This is a genomic window from Micromonospora cynarisoli, from assembly GCF_030518815.1.
Taxonomy (GTDB): domain Bacteria; phylum Actinomycetota; class Actinomycetes; order Mycobacteriales; family Micromonosporaceae; genus Micromonospora; species Micromonospora wenchangensis.
The window spans coordinates 5861787-5876676 of the sequence record NZ_CP130426.1 but is presented as its reverse complement, the minus strand read 5'-3'; the positions used below and the strand labels follow the sequence as shown (position 1 = coordinate 5876676).

Here is a 14890-nt window from a genome sequence, read left to right as displayed (position 1 = left end):
CTGCTCAGTCCGCCCCCGCGAGCTGTTTCGCCCGGGCGAACACATCGTCCAGCATCTGTGTGGTCAACCGCCCGGTGAAGGTGTTCTGCTGGCTGACGTGGTAGCAACCGAGCAGATCGGGAACGGCCGACCCGGACCAGTGTGCCCCATGGCCGAAGACCGGTCGCGGGCTGGGCGGCCGGACGCCGTACACCTGGCGTAGCACCGGCCACCACGCGGCCCAGGCGAACGCGCCCAGGGCGACGACCACCCGCAGGGTGGGTCGGATCAGCGACACCTCCCGGTGCACCCAGGGGGCGCAGGTGTCCCGCTCGGCCGGGGTGGGCTTGTTGTCCGGCGGGGCGCAGCGCACGGCGGCGAAGATCCGGACGCCGGTGAGGGTGAGGCCGTCGTCGGCGGCGACGCTGGTGGGCTGGTTGGCCAGCCCGGCGCGGTGCAGGGCGGCGAAGAGCACGTCGCCGGAGCGGTCGCCGGTGAAGACCCGTCCGGTCCGGTTGCCGCCGTGCGCGGCCGGGGCCAGGCCGAGGATGCCCATCCGGGCGTCGGACACCGGGCCGGGTGGGGTGGCCGGTGGGCCCGCGCCGCCGCGCCCGGTGCGGTTGTCAGGCGCGCCGAAGCCGGGCACCGGGCGGCCCCAGTAGTCCTGGTCGCGGAACGCGGCCCGTTTCGTCCGGGCGACCTCCTCCCGCCAGTCGACCAGGCGCGGGCAGGCGAAACAGTCGCTGACCGCGGCGTCGAGGTCGGCCAGGTCGGTCGCCCGCGCGGCGCGGGCGACCACCTCGGCGGGGGTACGGGACTCAGCCAAGCTTGGCCCGGAACAGTTCGAGGGTGCGGGCCCAGGCGGTGGCGGCGGCCCGCTGGTCGAAGTTCTCCGGCCGGTCCTCGTTGAAGAACGCGTGCGCGGTGCCCGGGTAGTCGTACGTCTGGCAGGTGCCCCCGGCGTTCTCGACGGCCCGACGCACCGTCTGTACGCCGTCGGCGGCGGACAGCCCGTCGGCCTCGGAGCAGTGCACGACCGCCGCCTTGCCCGCGTAGTCGGCCCACTCGGTGGGCATCCCGTCCCACGGCAGCCGGGGGTAGAAGGCGGCGGTGGCGACGATCCGCTCGGCCCGGGTGGCCGCCCACAACGCCAGGCTGGCCCCGGCGCAGAAGCCGGCGCAGCCCACCTTGCCGGTCACCTCGGCCCGGCCGGCGAGGTACTCCGCCGCCACGGCGATGTCGGCCGCCGCCTCGTCCATCTGGACGCTGTTGAGCATCTGCCGGGGCTCGCTCGGCTTGCTGGCGGGCTGGCCGTGCCGGAAGTCGGGGGCCAGCGCGACGAAGCCGGCGTCGGCGAACCTGTCCACCACCGAACGGATGTGCGGGACGAGACCCCACCAGTCCTGGATGACGATGACCGCCGGGCTGGCCGTGCCGCTGGACGGTATCGCGAGATACCCTTCGCCGGTCCCCGCGTCGCGGCGGTAACGCACCATCTCGCCCATCGGCCCGTCCTCCTGTCGGTCAGTCATCGTTGGCTGGTCGCAGGGCGTTCCTACGTGTCGGTAGCCTGCCACGCCGTACGCGTGCCGGGAAGATGCCGGAACAGTGGCATATACCTCGCGGTTACCTGACGGTGGCGTGCAACACGCCGACGGCGGCGCGGGATTGCCGCGCCGCCGTCGGCGGATCGTCGTCCGGTCGGGCCGTCCGTGCCCGGCCCTGCCCGCTCGGGCCTTCTTGGTCAGACCTTCTCGCTCAGGCCTTCTTGGTCAGGCAGAGCAGGTAGCCCTTGCCGCCCGGGGCGATGTTGTAGAAGACGTAGCCGTCCTCACCCTCCTTGATGTACTGCTCGCACGCCTTGCCGGTCTTGGCCTGCGCCTCGGTCTGCTCCTCCACCCGGCCGACCACGTTGTAGACGGCCTCGGTCGAGGTGCACGTGACCACCTTGGCGTCGCTCACCGACTTCTCCTGCGTGCCGGTCACCTCCGGCAGTTCGGCGATGCAGTCGCCGGCCTTCGCCTCGGCCGTCTCGTCGGGGTTGAGGAGGTTGCCGATGGCACTGGCGACGCCGAACTTCAGCGCCGCGATCACCAGGAAGGCGACGATCGCGCCGATGATGCCGAGCGCCTTCTTCGCGCCGCCACCCTTCGGCTCCTCCGGCTGCGCGGCGGGGACCGGGGTGACCGGTTCGGGCTGGGCCACCTGCTCGGCCTGCGGCGCGGGGGACGATGCGACCTGCTCTGACACTGAATTTCCTTCCGAGGGGTGAATGAGCAGACGACAACGTAGCGACGAAGATCAGCGTGTGCTGCCCCGCTCCCATCGTCCGTTCAGCCATTTCCCAGGAACGACAGGTCAACCGGTGGTGGTGGGCGCGGGCGTGACCGCCGGGGCGGACACCGACGGCGACGCCGCCGGCACCGATCCGGTAGGTGCGGGGGTGTCCGACACGGTGGCCGTCGGCACCACCGCCGGCCCGGTCGGCGACGGTGACCCGCCGGAGCCGGGCGGCAGCGGGGCGACGGCCGGCGGGCGCGGCCGGAACGGCGCCTGCTGCGGGCAGTACGGGTAGCCGCGCTGCACCGGGTTGACGTCGGGCAGGGCGGGATCGTCGCAGGTCGGCCAGCCCAGCCGGATCGGGGTGCCGTTCTGGTCGAAGAGCCGGGCGTTCTCCACCAACCGCCCCTCGCTGTCGTAGACGTAGACGTCCTGCACCTCGTCGTACGGGTTGTCCACCGAGGTCGACTCGTAGCCGTAGTCGTAACCGGAACGGGCGTGGTCGTCCACGTTCGCCACCGCGCCGATCGCGAACATCGCCAGCACCGCCGAACTGGCGTGCAACGCCCAGCGCCGCCACGATCGCAGCTCGGGGGAGCGCCGACCCAACCAGACGGAGCCGTAGAGCAGGCCGACGAACATCAGCAGGCCGACGAACCCGTTGCCGTCGAGCCGGGGCAGCAGACCGAGCGGACCGTGGGTGCTGATTCCGGTGACCAGCATCGCGGCCAGGTAGGCGCGGGCCACCCACCACGCCGGGCGCAGCAGCCGCAGGAACTCTCCCGCCGTGGCGTGGCCGAACACGGGGCCGAACCGGGCGTCGAGCCGGTCGATCCGGGCGCGGGCCCGCCCCAGCACGGTGGCGATCCGCTGTTCCAGGACCCGCCGGCCGGCCGCCGGGTCACCCGCCCCGGCGGCGGCGCGCAGCTCAGCCGCGTACGCCTCGGGGGTGCCGAGCCGGTCGACCAGCGAACCGTCGGTCTCGGCGGCGACCTCGGCGAGGTGTTCCGGAAGATCCTCGGTCAGCTCCTCGCGGACCTGCGGTGGCAGATCGGCCAGCGCGGCCCGCACCCGCTCGACGTAGTCAGTTATCTCCTGCCCAGTGACGGTCATGCCGCCATCCCCCGATCGTCGAGCAGCTGGTCCATCGTCGTGGCGAACGCGCGCCAGGTCTTGCCGGAGCGGGTGAGCTGGTCACGGCCGGCGGCGTTGAGCGCGTAGTACTTGCGGTGCGGGCCGGCCTCGCTCGGCACGACGTAGGTGGTGAGTAGGCCGGCGGCGAAGAGCCGACGCAGGGTGCCGTAGACCGAGGCGTCGCCGACCTCGTCCAGGCCGGCCTCGCGGAGCCGGCGGAGGATGTCGTAGCCGTAGCCGTCGGCATCCCGCAGCACGGCCAGCACGGCCAGATCGAGCACACCCTTGAGCAGTTGTGTGGTGTCCACGCACTCCACGCTACTGTGCAATGCGCACTACCGTCAACAACGCAACACCAAGCCCCGACTCCCGCCCTGCCCGTCGATCACCCCACCCCCGCCCCGGTGATCAAGAGGTTTACGTCATCCGTCGGGCGGAAGCTGACGCAAACTTCTTGATCACGGGGCCGCGAGGGTGAGGCGGAGGCGGCGGGCGGGCCCCACCGGCACCGTCAGACGGGTTGCTGGCTCCAGGCGATGCCGTCGAGGATGTCGTGTTCGGAGGCGACCACCGCGGCCATCCCGGCCCGCTCCATGATCACCTTGAGCACCAGCGCGCCCGCCCCGATCACGTCCGCCCGGCCCGGGTGCATCACCGGGATCGCCAACCGCTGCGCGGCGCTCTTCCCCAGCAGGTCGGCGGTCACTCCGGCCACCCGCTCGTACGGCACCCGGGCGTGGTGGATGCGCTCGGGGTCGTACTCCTGGAGGTCCTGGGCGATGGCGACGACGGTGGTGACCGAACCGGCGAGCCCGACCAGCGTGGCGGCCTCCCGGCCGGGGACGACGGCGAGCGCCCGGTCGACGGCGGCGGCGATGTCGGCCTGCGCGGCGGCGACCTCGTCGGCGGTCGGCGGGTCACCGTGCAGGTGCCGTTCGGTCATCCGGACGCAGCCGATGTCGACCGAGATCGTCGCCTGCACCCCGCCGTCGCGGGTGCCCACCACGAACTCGGTCGAGCCGCCGCCGATGTCGACCACCAGGTACGGCGGCTCCGCGTCGGCGGGCAGCCCGCGGACCGCGCCGGTGAACGACAGCCGGGCCTCCTCGTCGCCGCTGACCACCTCGGGCGCGACCCCGAGGGTCTGCTCGACCATGGCCCGGAAGTCGGCCGCGTTGCTGGCGTCCCGGGACGCCGAGGTGGCGCACATCCGCACCCGGTCGACGTCCAGCTTGTCGATCTCGGCGGCGTACCCGGCCAGCGCCACCCGGGTCCGTTCGATCGCCTCCGGGGCCAGCCGGCCGGTCCGGTCGACGCCCTGACCCAGCCGGACGATCTCCATCCGGCGGGCCAGGTCGACAAGCGGGGCCTGCGGCCCGGCCGACGGGTCGGGCAGGTCGGCGACCAGCAGCCGGATGGAGTTGGTCCCGCAGTCGATGGCGGCCACACGCGTCGTCACGGCTGCAACCCTACGGCAGCCGCCGGCCGCCCACGGCAGCACCGACCGCGCACGCACAGCCGCCGACCGGCACCGACGGGCGGGGGTCACCGACGCCGGGCCAGCCGCCGCAGCAGCAGCCACGGCACCCAGGCCAGCACGGCGAGCAGCACCAGCAGGGTCACCAGCGGCGTCCGCCACCACGGGTCCACCGTCGCCGGTGGCGGGTCGGCGGGTGCGGAGACCCACGGGCGGGCGGTCTTCGACCAGGCCAGGAAGGCGTCACCGATCGGGAGCAGGCCGAAGGCGTACCGCCGGGTGTGCGGGGTGTCCAACGGAAAGCCGACCAGTTCGCCGTAGTTGGCAAGCGCCCCGGCCAGCGCGTCGTCGCCCTGCACCTGGGCCGCGCCGAGGGTCACCACGGTGGCGGAGAAGCTCACCCCGAGCGGCAGCGGCCCCGAGTCGACGTCCCCCGGGCCGTCCAGACCGCGCGGGTACTCCCGCACGGCCGGGCCGAGCCCCAGCGGCGACACCACGAACCCGGTGCGGAAGCGCAGGTACTGCTCGCGGGCGAAGGTCGGGTCGATCTCCGGCAGGAACCGCTGGACGACGCTCTGCGAGGTGCCCCGGGCCACCTCGGCCGGCGCGCCGGTGCCCGGGTCGACCCGGTGCGGCAGCAGGCCGGTACGCGGGTCGAGCCGCTGGCGTACCCCGTCCAGCCAGCGTGCCGTGGTCCGGTCGAACCGGGGCGGCAGCAGGTGGTCGTGCAGCCGCAGCGAGGCCACCGCCACCGTCGAGTCGACAGGCCACGCCTGCCCCGGATAGGCGGTGAGGTACGGCGTGGCCGAGGCGTCGAACGCGGCGGCCAGCGCGGCCGACGCCTCGGCGAACCGGCGTACCTCGGTCGGGTCCCGCCCCGACGCCGGTTGCAGGGCGAGCACCCCGCCGCGCAGCCAGTTCGTCCAGCCGGCGTGGAAGACGCCGTACGCCGGGGTCAGGTCGGGGCTGAACGGGGCCGTGCCGGCCGGGGACTCCAGCCGGGCCAGCGCCCACCGGGCCTCCCGCAGCGCCCCGTCGCGCCCCTGCGGTGGTTGCCGCAGGCCGGTCTCCACCCGGGCCAGCCCGTACAGCGCGTGGGCGAAGAACCAGCCCTCCGGGAACGTCGCCTGGGCGTCCTCGCCGGCACCGTCGTCCAGTTCGGCCCGCAGGTAGTCGAGTTGCCTGTCCACCCCGGGCGGCTGGCGGTCGACGCCACCGGTGGCCGGTGCGATCAGCCGGGCCACGCCGACCAGCGCGAACAGGGTCACCAGGGCGGCGGGCAGGGCAACCAACCGGCGCAGGATCGTCACCCGACCCAGGGTGCCGGGCCGGGTCAAGACACCGGACCCGCCGACCGGGCTAGAGGCGCAGCAGCATCCGGGTGTTGCCCAGCGTGTTCGGCTTGACCCGTTCCAGGTCGAGGAACTCGGCGACGCCCTCGTCGTAGGAGCGCAGCAGCTGCTCGTAGACGGGCTGCGGCACCGGGGCACCGTCGATCTCGGTGAACCCGAACGCGCCGAAGAACGCCGTCTCGAAGGTGAGCACGAAGATCCGGGCGATGCCCAGTTCCCGGGCGGCGTCGATCAGCTCGGTGACGATCCGGTGCCCGAGCCGCCGCCCCCGGCAGGCCGGGTCGACGGCCACGGTACGGATCTCGGCGAGGTCCTCCCACATCACGTGCAGCGCGCCGCAGCCGACCACCCGCCCGTCGCCGGTCACCGCGACCCGGAACTCCTGCACGTCCTCGTAGAGGGTGACGGTGGCCTTGCTGAGCAGCCGCCGGTCGTCGGTGTAGGTGTCGACCAGCCGGCGGATGCCGCGTACGTCGCCGGTGCGGGCCCGGCGGACCACGATCTCGTCGGTCATCGCACCCAGGGCGTCGGCACGTCCACGCAGGGCCCGGCCGCCCACCACTTCTCCACCAGGGCGAGCGTCTCGTCGCCGAACGGGTTGACCCCCGGGCCGGCACCGAGCGCGTGGCCCAGGTGCACGTGCAGGCACTTCACCCGGCCGGGCATCCCACCTGCGGAGATGCCGGCGATCTCCGGCACCTCGCCGATCGCGGCCCGGCGGGCCAGGTAGTCCTCGTGCGCGGCCCGGTACCTGTCGGCCAACTCCGGGTCCTCGGCGAGCCGCTCGGCCATCTCCTTCATCAGCCCGGCCGACTCCAGCCGGCTGCACGCCGCCGTCGCCCGGGGGCAGGTGAGATAGAACAGCGTCGGGAAGGGGGTGCCGTCGGCGAGCCGGGGGGTGGTCTCGACCACGTCGGGCAGGCCGCACGGGCAGCGGTGGGCCACCGCCCGGGTGCCCCGGGGCGGGCGTCCGAGCTGCGCGGCCACCGCGGCCAGGTCGGCCTCGGTGGCCGGCTGGTGCTCCGGCGGGGGTACGGAGTCCGCCGCCGGCTCCTGCGGTGGTACGACAGTCACGGTGCCCATCTCTCGTTCGGTACGCGGGTGCTGCTCACTGGTCGGCGGCTTCGCCGTTCGCCGCCCGGACGCTCGACCACAGGGTGTCGTACCAGGGGGCGGGGGCCTTGGGTGCGGCCGGCGGCCGGCCGCCGTTGGCGTCGCGGGCCGCTCCGTCGGCGTCGTTGAGCACGATCACCGGGGTCTCGCCCGGGGCCACCATGTAGAACCGTTCCCGCGCCTTGATCTTGATGTATTCGGGGTCCTGCCACTTCGCCGCCTGGGCGGACAACTCGGCGATCTCCTCGCGCTGGGCGGCCTGGCTGGCCTCCATCCGCTCGATGTCCACCTGCTGGTCGAGGTAGACCCGGACCGGGTAGGTGTATGCCAGGGCGAGCGCGAGCAGCACCGCGAACAGGACGGTGGCCCGCCCGGTGAACCGTCGGGGGTGGGGTGCGGCGAGCCGCCGGATGGTGCCGCCGGCCGCCGTCCGGCGGGCCGCCGCCGGGCGGTTCGCCGACCGGACACCGTCGACGCCGCGCGAGCGGGCGGCGGTGGTCCGCGTCTCGGCGCGGACCCCGCCGTCGCGCAGCGGCGTGCGGGCGCCCCGGGCCCCGCCCGGCCGACCGGTCGGCCGGCGGGCCGGGCGTTGGCCACCCGGTGTGCGGCGCTGCTGCATCGTCACACCCCTCCCCCCGAGGTTCGCCCGGGTCAGGCCGAACGGTAACGCGGGAACGCGCCGACGCCGGCGTACCGCGCCGCGTCGCCCAACTCCTCCTCGATCCGCAGGAGCTGGTTGTACTTGGCGACCCGGTCGGACCGGGCCGGCGCACCGGTCTTGATCTGGCCGCAGCCGGTGGCGACGGCCAGGTCGGCGATGGTGGTGTCCTCGGTCTCGCCGGAGCGGTGGCTCATCATGCACTTGAAGCCGGCCCGGTGGGCCAGGTCCACGGCGTCCAGGGTCTCGGTCAGCGAACCGATCTGGTTGACCTTGACGAGCACCGCGTTGGCGGCCTTCTCGGTGATGCCCCGGGCGATGCGCTGCGGGTTGGTGACGAACAGGTCGTCGCCGACGATCTGGATCCGGTCGCCGACGGCGGCGGTCAGGGTGGCCCAGCCGCTCCAGTCGTCCTCGGCCAGCGGGTCCTCGATGGAGACGATCGGGTAGTCGCCGATGAGCTTGGTGTAGTAGTTGCTCATCTCCTCGGCGCTCTTGGCCGCGCTCTCGAACGTGTAGGTGCCGTTGTCGAAGAACTCGGTGGCGGCGACGTCGAGGGCGAAGACGATGTCGGTGCCGAGCCGGTAGCCGGCCTTCTCGACCGCCTCGGCGATCAGGTCCAGGGCGGCGGCGTTGCTGGGCAGGTTGGGGGCGAAGCCGCCCTCGTCGCCCAGGCCGGTGGAGAGGTCCTTCTTCTTGAGCACCGACTTCAGCGCGTGGTAGACCTCGGCCCCGGAGCGCAGCGCCTCGCGGAAGCTGGACGCCCCGATCGGCGCGATCATGAACTCCTGCACGTCGACGTTCGAGTCGGCGTGTGCCCCACCGTTGAGGATGTTCATCATCGGCACCGGCAGCAGGTGGGCGTTGGGGCCGCCCAGGTAGCGGAACAGGCTCAGCTCGGCGCTGCCGGCCGCGGCCTTGGCCACCGCCAGCGAGACCCCGAGGATCGCGTTCGCGCCCAGCTCACCCTTGTTGTCGGAGCCGTCGAGGTCGAGCATCTTCTGGTCGATCAGCCGCTGCTCGCTGGCCTCGTAGCCGATGAGCTGGTCGACGATCTTGTCCTCGATGTTGGCGACCGCGTTTTCGACGCCCTTGCCCAGGTAGCGGCCCTTGTCACCGTCGCGCAGTTCGACCGCTTCGAAGGCGCCGGTGGAGGCGCCGGAGGGTACGGCGGCGCGGGCGATCGTGCCGTCGTCCAGCCCTACCTCGACCTCGACCGTGGGGTTGCCCCGCGAGTCGAGAATCTCCCGGGCGACGATTCCCTCGATGGTTGCCACTGAGTCGCTCCTCGTTCGTGTGTGCGAATCCGGTTCGGGCCGCGACGGTGCGGCTGAGGCAGGTGTGTTGAACGCAGCGTATCGGGCGGCGTCGGGCCGCACGGCGTCCGGGGACACGTAGCCCACCCCTAATCGGTACGCCGGGACGGACATTCCCGGATTCTCACCCCTGAACCGGCAACCGGTTTGCGCCGGGTGGACCCGATCGACCACGCTGGTCGCCATGCCCGCCGTCTCGACCACCCTCCGCGTGCTCGCCGTGTCGGTCATCGCGTCGCTCACCGTCACCGGCTGTCAGACCCTCGACGACGCCGGACGCACCCTCGGCCGCGCCGATCTGATCAACGATCTCGCCACCCGACTCGACGAGTCGCTGGTACGGACCTGGACCGCCGAGTACCGGCTCGCCGGTGGCCGCAACTTCACCATCGCCCAGACGAAGGAGCCGGCCCGTTCCGCGTACACCTGGACCGCCGGCAAGATCACCGTCTCCGAGCAGGCCATCACCAGGTGCGGGACCGCTGCCGGGCGGACCACCTGCACTGTCGAACCGCCGGTGCTGATGTCCGGCAAGGCCGCCGTGCCGCTGTTCGCCGAGGCCCGCAAGGCCGGCCTGGTCACCCCGCCGGCGGTGATCGGCCTGCTCACCGAGGCCGCCCTCGACCCGGCGGCCCAGGTCAAGCAGACCGACACCACGATCACCGGGCACCACGCCACCTGTGTCGAGGTCCGGCGGGCCGCCGGGAACTTCGACACCTGCGTCACCAGCGAGGGTGTGCTCGGCAGCTTCACCGGGGTCCTCGACGGCCAACCCGTCGAACTGACCCTGGACCGCTACACCGACTCGGTGACACCGACAGCGTTCGACCTGCCCGCCGGCGCCGGGGTGACCGACCGCCGGCCGGCGACGTCGTGACCGTCCCCCCACCCGCAGACCCCACCCCCGCCGTCGACCCGTCGCCCACCCCCGGCGACCTGGGGCTGCTGGTGGCCGGCCACCGGCTCCTCACCACCCCCGACGGGGGCCTGCCCCGGGTCGGGGAGCTGCCGGCCGGGACCGGTTGGGTGCCGGTGGGCACCCTCGACGGGGTGCCCGCCTGGGCGGCGGCACCGGACGGGGCGACCCGGCCGGCCGGGCGCTGGCGCAGTTGGCGGGCGCTCGCCGCCGAGCTGCCCGAACCGCTCGCCACGCTCGCCGGGCGGGCGGTGGCCGTGGTCACCTTCCGGCGTACCCACCGCTGGTGCGGGGCCTGCCGGGCGGAGCTGGCCGACGTGCCCGGCGAGACGGCCCGGCGCTGCCCCGCCTGCGACCTGTACGTGCCGCTGCGGCTCTCCCCGGCGGTGCTGGCGGCGATCACCCGCCCCGGCCCGGCCGGTGGCCCCACCGAGCTGCTGCTGGTGCGGCACGCGTCCGGCCCGACCGGGTTGTGGGCGCTGGTCGCCGGCTTCGTGGAGGCCGGCGAGTCGTTGGAGACGGCGGTCCGCCGCGAGGTCACCGAGGAGGTCGGGCTGACCCTCGGCAGCGTCGACTACTTCGGCAGCCAGCCCTGGGCGATCTCCGGGCCGGGGGTGCTGCTCGCCGGCTTCTTCGCCACCGCCGCCGACCCCACCGCCGAGCCGGAGGTGGACGGGCGGGAGCTGGTGCGGGCCCGCTGGTTCCCGGTGGACGCGCTGCCGGCCGAGCTGCCACCGGCGTACTCGATCTCCCGCTGGCTGGTCGACGCGGTCGCCGCCCGGGGCTGAACCCGGCCGACTCAGACGCCGAGCAGGGTACGCAGGTGGCGCGGGGGCGGGCAGTCGTGGGCGAGCATCGCGTCGTGCCACAGGCGTAGCGGCACCCCGGCCGGGCGGGCGGCGGCGATGTCGGCCATCTCGCTGTAGCCGACGAAGTACGTGGAGAGCTGGGTCGAGGTGAGCAGCGCCCGCCGCCACTTGCCGGCCGCCTCGCCCTCCTCCTGGAAGCCGCGTCCGGTCATCAGCGCCAACGCGTCCGCCTCGGTCATCTGGTCACAGTGGACCAGCTGGTCGAGCAGGGCGTTGATGGTCATCCGGAGCTGCATCTTGAGCTGCTGGAGGCGGACCGGCAGGCCACCGTAGCCGAGCCCGGCCATCAGCTCCTCGGTGTAGACCGCCCAGCCCTCGATGAACACCCCCGACTCGGTCAGCGCCCGGACCCGGGTGGGGCCAGCGTACCGGCGGGCGTGGGCGAGCTGGAGGAAGTGTCCCGGCATCGCCTCGTGCACGGTCAGGTTGCGGATCATGTGGTCGTTGTACTCGCGGTAGAACGAGTCGACCCGGTGCGCCGGCCAGTCCGCCGGGGTGGGCGCGATGCAGTAGAAGGTGGGCAGGTCGGCCGGCTCCAGCGGGCCGGGCGAGTCGCAGTAGGCCACCGCGACGCCCCGGGCGAACTCCGGCATCTCCTGGATCACGCACGGGTCGTCGACCAGGCTGACCAGGTCGTGCGCCCGGACGAAGTCGACGGCCTCGTCGAGGGTGACCGCGGCGAGGTCCACGATGGAGTGGTCGTCGGGGTGCTCGGCGGCGAGCAGGTCCAGCGCCCGGCGTACCGTCTCGTCGTCGGCCGGGCCACCGACCAGCTCGACGGCGGCGGCGCGGATCTCGGCGGTGACCCGGTCCAGGTTGGCCCAGGCGCGGCGCTGCACCTCGGCCGCGCCCAGCTCGGTGTCGAGGGTGTGCCAGAGCCGGGCCTCCCAGCGGCGGCCCAGCCGGGGGTCACGGCCCGGCCCGGCGTCGGCCGCCAGCCCGGCGCGCAGCCAGCCGACGAACTCGTCGAGCGCGGCGATCGCCGCCGTCGACGCCGGCTGCACCGCGCCGGCCAGCGCGGGGGCCTGGGCGAGCAGCAGCGGCACCTCGTCGCGGATCAGCGCGGCGCTGCCGGCGAACTGCCCGACCGCCGTCTCGGCGTGCACCCGGGGCATGTCCCGCAGCGTCGCCCGCGCGGTCGCCAACGCGTCGGGTACGGCGGTCAGCCGCCCGACCAGGTGGGTCAGGCGCTCCTCCACCGGCGCGTACGGGCGGGCGAGCAGGGCGTGCAGCAGCGGGCCGGGGTTGTGCGCCAGCGGGTCCCACTCGAAGGCCCGGATCTCGCTCAGCTCGAACAGTTCCCGGTCGACCCGGGCGCTGAGGAGCGCGTGGTCGACCTGCTCCTCGACGTCGAGCGAATCCGCGTCGACCTCGGCGAGCGCGTCGGCGGCCTCCTTCAGCATCGCCCGGTCCGCGTCGACCGCCTCGGCGGAGAGGTCGGGCAGCCGGTCGTCGTACCGGTGGTCACCGGCGGAGGTGGCGAGCCCGGGGCGGCTCTCCAGCAGGGCGTCGACGATCCGCTCGGCGAGGGGCACGAAGGAGGACATCCGCCGACCCTACCCACCTTCCGCGTAGCCCGGAGCGGTCAAGCCCCGATCAGACTGGACCGCTCCACCGCGTTCTACGCCCGGTGGGCCGCCCATGCGTCGGTCCAGGCCGCGAGATCGTGCACCCAGCGCTCGGTGCCCTGGCGTGACTTGGCAGCCCACTTCGAGGCGTTCATCGCTGCGAAGTCGTCCACGACCACGCGGTCAGCTCCGGCCCAGGCGGGAAACTGGGCCAGCCAGTCCTCCGCCTGCGCCGGGGTGTGGTCGTTGCCGATCAACCATGGGACGAGCAATGCCAGCTCGACCCACGGTGCCGCCTTGGTCGCGTACGCCCAGTCGACGATCCGAAGTCCGGCCGACGTCAGGATCAGGTTGGCCGGGTTCAGGTCGGAGTGCACGAGGGAATCGCCGTCCATCGCCGGGTGCGCGAAGCCGAGCCGCCCCTGCGGAGTGAACAGCGGCACGCCCGGGGCTGGGGTCTCCTGAAGTTCCTTCACCGTCACGGCGAACGCATCGAGATCACGGCTACCGGGCGACAGGTCGGGGTGGGGGCCGTCAAGGCGTTCGGCCCCCACCACCAACCAGCCGTCGAACTCGAAGTCCCACAGAATCGCGGGCGGATACCTGCCGATGACTTTGGTTACCGCCAGTTCGTGGCGCAGTGACCGGACGCCCAGGCCGGAGGAGGCGGCCTTGACGAAGACCGTGCCGGTTGAGCCGACGACGGTCGACGCGATCTCCGCGTGGTCACCAGTCGGAGCCGGGTACACGCCGACTATGCCGCCGACTCGGTCGGCAACTGCCGCCCCCACGGCTTCGGGCAGGGCGGACCACTCACTGCGCATGTTTCCCTCTCGCCGTTACCTGCCGCTGAAGTCCGGCTCCCCGGGCGGGCAGCACGATTCCGCCTCACCGTGCCAGAACTCCATGTCGACCCGGTACCCGGTGGCGTGCAGCGCCGTGAGCGTGAAGGTGACGGCGGTACCGTCCATCATCCCCTCGGTCCGGCTGGGGATGTGGTGGACGAAACCCCCGGCGATCTGCTCGCAGGCGGCGGCGTAGGGCACGGTGTGCTGCAACACGGAATGCCACACCGCGTCGACCGGGAGGGTCGGCACGACACGGCCGACCGACCCGTCCGGCAGCGGCATCCCGAAGTCAGGGTTGCCGACGTTGTCGGCGTGCGCCTTGAGGAACACGCAGAACTGCTCGACGGCCCGCTCCGCGTAGGCGCGGGTGACGTGCCGGTCGGCGGCGAAGTAGTCGACCAGTTTGCCGAACACCTCCGACGTGACGAGGGTTCGGGGATCGAGCGCGGTCGTGTTCGTGGTCGGTTCCTTGGCAGTGACAGTCATGACTTCTCCTTGCACCTGTGCAGTCAGCGGTGCTGGTTCGCACCGTGTGCGGGGTCAGTGCCCGCGTTCCTGGCCATCGGCGAAGCGATCATGAAGTACGGGTGACTCGCGGCGAGGCTGCTGCGGAGGTCCCCTCACCCTCGGCATGGCCCTCATCCTCGGGCCCTCGCCCAGGCGACGAAGCGGTCTGCCATGTCCGGACGCCGGTCGGGGTTGAGCTGGGTGAGCTGGCTCGTCGCCTCCTGCATCAGGGTGCCGAGGTAGACAAGCAGGGCGGTCCGGTTCTCCCGATACTCGGTGAGCAACGCGAGCTTGGCCGGCTGGCAGGGCCACTCCCTGCCGCAGTTGCGGCAACGCCACAGCGGGCGCATGGCGACGTGCGGGACGGGCGGGCGGACCACCGCCATCACCGCACTGTCGCGGCGCTGGTACGCGCCTCGTCGTCGGTCAGGTCCAGGAACCACAGGAACCGCTTGACGATCTCGTGCGGCTCCGGCCCCTCCGCATCGTTCTTGCCGGTCACCAGCAGCCCCCGTTCGCGCGCCACTCCCCAGCCAAGGTCATCAGGGGCTGCTCGGAGGTCCACACCGAGGGAACCAACATGGTGGGCTGGTAAGCCCAGAGCGGGCGGACCGACCCGATCGCCCGGCAGGGCGGAGTCTTCCTGGCCATCCACCGCCTGATCATGCGGATCATCTCGACCTCCCTTGGAATTGGAAGGGGGCCGCTCCCGCCCCCCGGACGGGAGCGGCCCCACCGCGAAGCCAGCCCCAACACCGTCCCGTTCGAGCCGGCCCGCCTAAGTGACAGTCTTGTAAGGACGTAGCTACTGTCGGAAGACATAGAGGCTGGTCGCGGCGAGGGTCTGGGAGTCCCGGCGGAGGGCTGGCGCAC

At 73.0% G+C, this 14890-nt stretch carries 18 protein-coding genes; 2 read left to right on the top strand and 16 right to left on the bottom strand.

Going from position 1 to position 14890, the window contains the following annotated elements:
• Window positions 1-4 precede the first annotated feature (4 nt).
• From Q2K16_RS25910 to eno, 11 genes are all read right to left on the bottom strand, one after another.
• Window positions 5-805, bottom strand: a complete 801-nt coding sequence (locus Q2K16_RS25910) for a uracil-DNA glycosylase (protein ID WP_368052513.1) — start codon at window positions 803-805, stop codon at window positions 5-7.
• Window positions 798-1484, bottom strand: coding sequence for a dienelactone hydrolase family protein (locus Q2K16_RS25905; RefSeq protein ID WP_302746615.1), 687 nt, complete (start codon window positions 1482-1484; stop codon window positions 798-800). Before Q2K16_RS25905 ends, Q2K16_RS25910 begins: the two co-directional genes overlap by 8 nt.
• A 253-nt stretch (window positions 1485-1737) precedes the next feature.
• Entirely contained in the window at window positions 1738-2229 is a 492-nt protein-coding gene (locus tag Q2K16_RS25900) for an LppU/SCO3897 family protein (RefSeq protein ID WP_302740770.1), read from the bottom strand.
• Between the two features lie 108 nt (window positions 2230-2337).
• Complete coding sequence (locus tag Q2K16_RS25895; protein ID WP_302740769.1) at window positions 2338-3372, bottom strand: HAAS signaling domain-containing protein; 1035 nt, start codon at window positions 3370-3372, stop codon at window positions 2338-2340.
• Entirely contained in the window at window positions 3369-3701 is a 333-nt protein-coding gene (locus tag Q2K16_RS25890) for a PadR family transcriptional regulator (protein ID WP_302740768.1), read from the bottom strand. Before Q2K16_RS25890 ends, Q2K16_RS25895 begins: the two co-directional genes overlap by 4 nt.
• A 203-nt stretch (window positions 3702-3904) precedes the next feature.
• Window positions 3905-4840, bottom strand: coding sequence for a Ppx/GppA phosphatase family protein (locus Q2K16_RS25885; RefSeq protein ID WP_302746614.1), 936 nt, complete (start codon window positions 4838-4840; stop codon window positions 3905-3907).
• 98 nt (window positions 4841-4938) lie between these two features.
• Complete coding sequence (locus Q2K16_RS25880; protein WP_302740767.1) at window positions 4939-6180, bottom strand: hypothetical protein; 1242 nt, start codon at window positions 6178-6180, stop codon at window positions 4939-4941.
• Window positions 6181-6229: 49 nt separating this feature from the next.
• Window positions 6230-6736 carry an amino-acid N-acetyltransferase gene (locus Q2K16_RS25875; protein ID WP_302740766.1) on the bottom strand — a complete coding sequence of 169 codons (507 nt, stop codon included), beginning with the start codon at window positions 6734-6736 and terminating at the stop codon, window positions 6230-6232.
• The gene (locus Q2K16_RS25870) at window positions 6733-7296 is read right to left on the bottom strand and encodes a DUF501 domain-containing protein (RefSeq protein ID WP_302746613.1); all 564 of its coding nucleotides are present in this window, start codon (window positions 7294-7296) and stop codon (window positions 6733-6735) included. Before Q2K16_RS25870 ends, Q2K16_RS25875 begins: the two co-directional genes overlap by 4 nt.
• A 34-nt stretch (window positions 7297-7330) precedes the next feature.
• Entirely contained in the window at window positions 7331-7954 is a 624-nt protein-coding gene (locus Q2K16_RS25865) for a septum formation initiator family protein (protein ID WP_302740765.1), read from the bottom strand.
• Window positions 7955-7986: 32 nt separating this feature from the next.
• On the bottom strand, window positions 7987-9270 hold the full coding sequence (gene eno, locus Q2K16_RS25860; protein WP_194821928.1) for a phosphopyruvate hydratase: 1284 nt from the start codon (window positions 9268-9270) through the stop codon (window positions 7987-7989).
• Between the two features lie 223 nt (window positions 9271-9493).
• Between eno and Q2K16_RS25855 the strand changes: the two genes are divergently transcribed.
• Complete coding sequence (locus Q2K16_RS25855; RefSeq protein WP_302740764.1) at window positions 9494-10186, top strand: hypothetical protein; 693 nt, start codon at window positions 9494-9496, stop codon at window positions 10184-10186.
• On the top strand, window positions 10183-11013 hold the full coding sequence (nudC, locus tag Q2K16_RS25850) for an NAD(+) diphosphatase (RefSeq protein ID WP_302740763.1): 831 nt from the start codon (window positions 10183-10185) through the stop codon (window positions 11011-11013). The genes Q2K16_RS25855 and nudC overlap by 4 nt, the downstream gene beginning before the upstream one ends.
• An 11-nt stretch (window positions 11014-11024) precedes the next feature.
• Here nudC and Q2K16_RS25845 read toward each other — a convergent pair whose 3' ends face one another.
• From Q2K16_RS25845 to Q2K16_RS25825, 5 genes are all read right to left on the bottom strand, one after another.
• A complete protein-coding gene (locus Q2K16_RS25845; protein ID WP_302740762.1) occupies window positions 11025-12641 on the bottom strand; it encodes a DUF885 domain-containing protein in 1617 nt (538 codons plus the stop codon).
• Window positions 12642-12715: 74 nt separating this feature from the next.
• Window positions 12716-13486, bottom strand: a complete 771-nt coding sequence (locus Q2K16_RS25840; RefSeq protein ID WP_302740761.1) for a phosphotransferase — start codon at window positions 13484-13486, stop codon at window positions 12716-12718.
• A 15-nt stretch (window positions 13487-13501) separates the two neighbouring features.
• The gene (locus Q2K16_RS25835; protein ID WP_302740760.1) at window positions 13502-13996 is read right to left on the bottom strand and encodes a glycine-rich domain-containing protein; all 495 of its coding nucleotides are present in this window, start codon (window positions 13994-13996) and stop codon (window positions 13502-13504) included.
• A gap of 152 nt (window positions 13997-14148) precedes the next feature.
• Window positions 14149-14403: a flavin reductase gene (locus Q2K16_RS25830; RefSeq protein ID WP_302740759.1), complete on the bottom strand. Its 255-nt coding sequence runs from the start codon at window positions 14401-14403 to the stop codon at window positions 14149-14151.
• Window positions 14403-14543 carry a hypothetical protein gene (locus Q2K16_RS25825; protein WP_302740758.1) on the bottom strand — a complete coding sequence of 47 codons (141 nt, stop codon included), beginning with the start codon at window positions 14541-14543 and terminating at the stop codon, window positions 14403-14405. Before Q2K16_RS25825 ends, Q2K16_RS25830 begins: the two co-directional genes overlap by 1 nt.
• Window positions 14544-14890: the final 347 nt, after the last annotated feature.

What these genes read in the sequence shown, in the direction of transcription:
- Q2K16_RS25905 (WP_302746615.1), bottom strand. Translation starts at nt 1,484, where the DNA reads ATGGGCGAGATGGTGCGTTACCGCCGCGACGCGGGGACCGGCGAAGGG.
- Q2K16_RS25895 (WP_302740769.1), bottom strand. Translation starts at nt 3,372, where the DNA reads ATGACCGTCACTGGGCAGGAGATAACTGACTACGTCGAGCGGGTGCGG.
- Q2K16_RS25875 (WP_302740766.1), bottom strand. Translation starts at nt 6,736, where the DNA reads ATGACCGACGAGATCGTGGTCCGCCGGGCCCGCACCGGCGACGTACGC.
- Q2K16_RS25865 (WP_302740765.1), bottom strand. Translation starts at nt 7,954, where the DNA reads ATGCAGCAGCGCCGCACACCGGGTGGCCAACGCCCGGCCCGCCGGCCG.
- Q2K16_RS25855 (WP_302740764.1), top strand. Translation starts at nt 9,494, where the DNA reads ATGCCCGCCGTCTCGACCACCCTCCGCGTGCTCGCCGTGTCGGTCATC.
- Q2K16_RS25845 (WP_302740762.1), bottom strand. Translation starts at nt 12,641, where the DNA reads ATGTCCTCCTTCGTGCCCCTCGCCGAGCGGATCGTCGACGCCCTGCTG.
- Q2K16_RS25840 (WP_302740761.1), bottom strand. Translation starts at nt 13,486, where the DNA reads ATGCGCAGTGAGTGGTCCGCCCTGCCCGAAGCCGTGGGGGCGGCAGTT.
- Q2K16_RS25835 (WP_302740760.1), bottom strand. Translation starts at nt 13,996, where the DNA reads ATGACTGTCACTGCCAAGGAACCGACCACGAACACGACCGCGCTCGAT.
- Q2K16_RS25830 (WP_302740759.1), bottom strand. Translation starts at nt 14,403, where the DNA reads ATGGCGGTGGTCCGCCCGCCCGTCCCGCACGTCGCCATGCGCCCGCTG.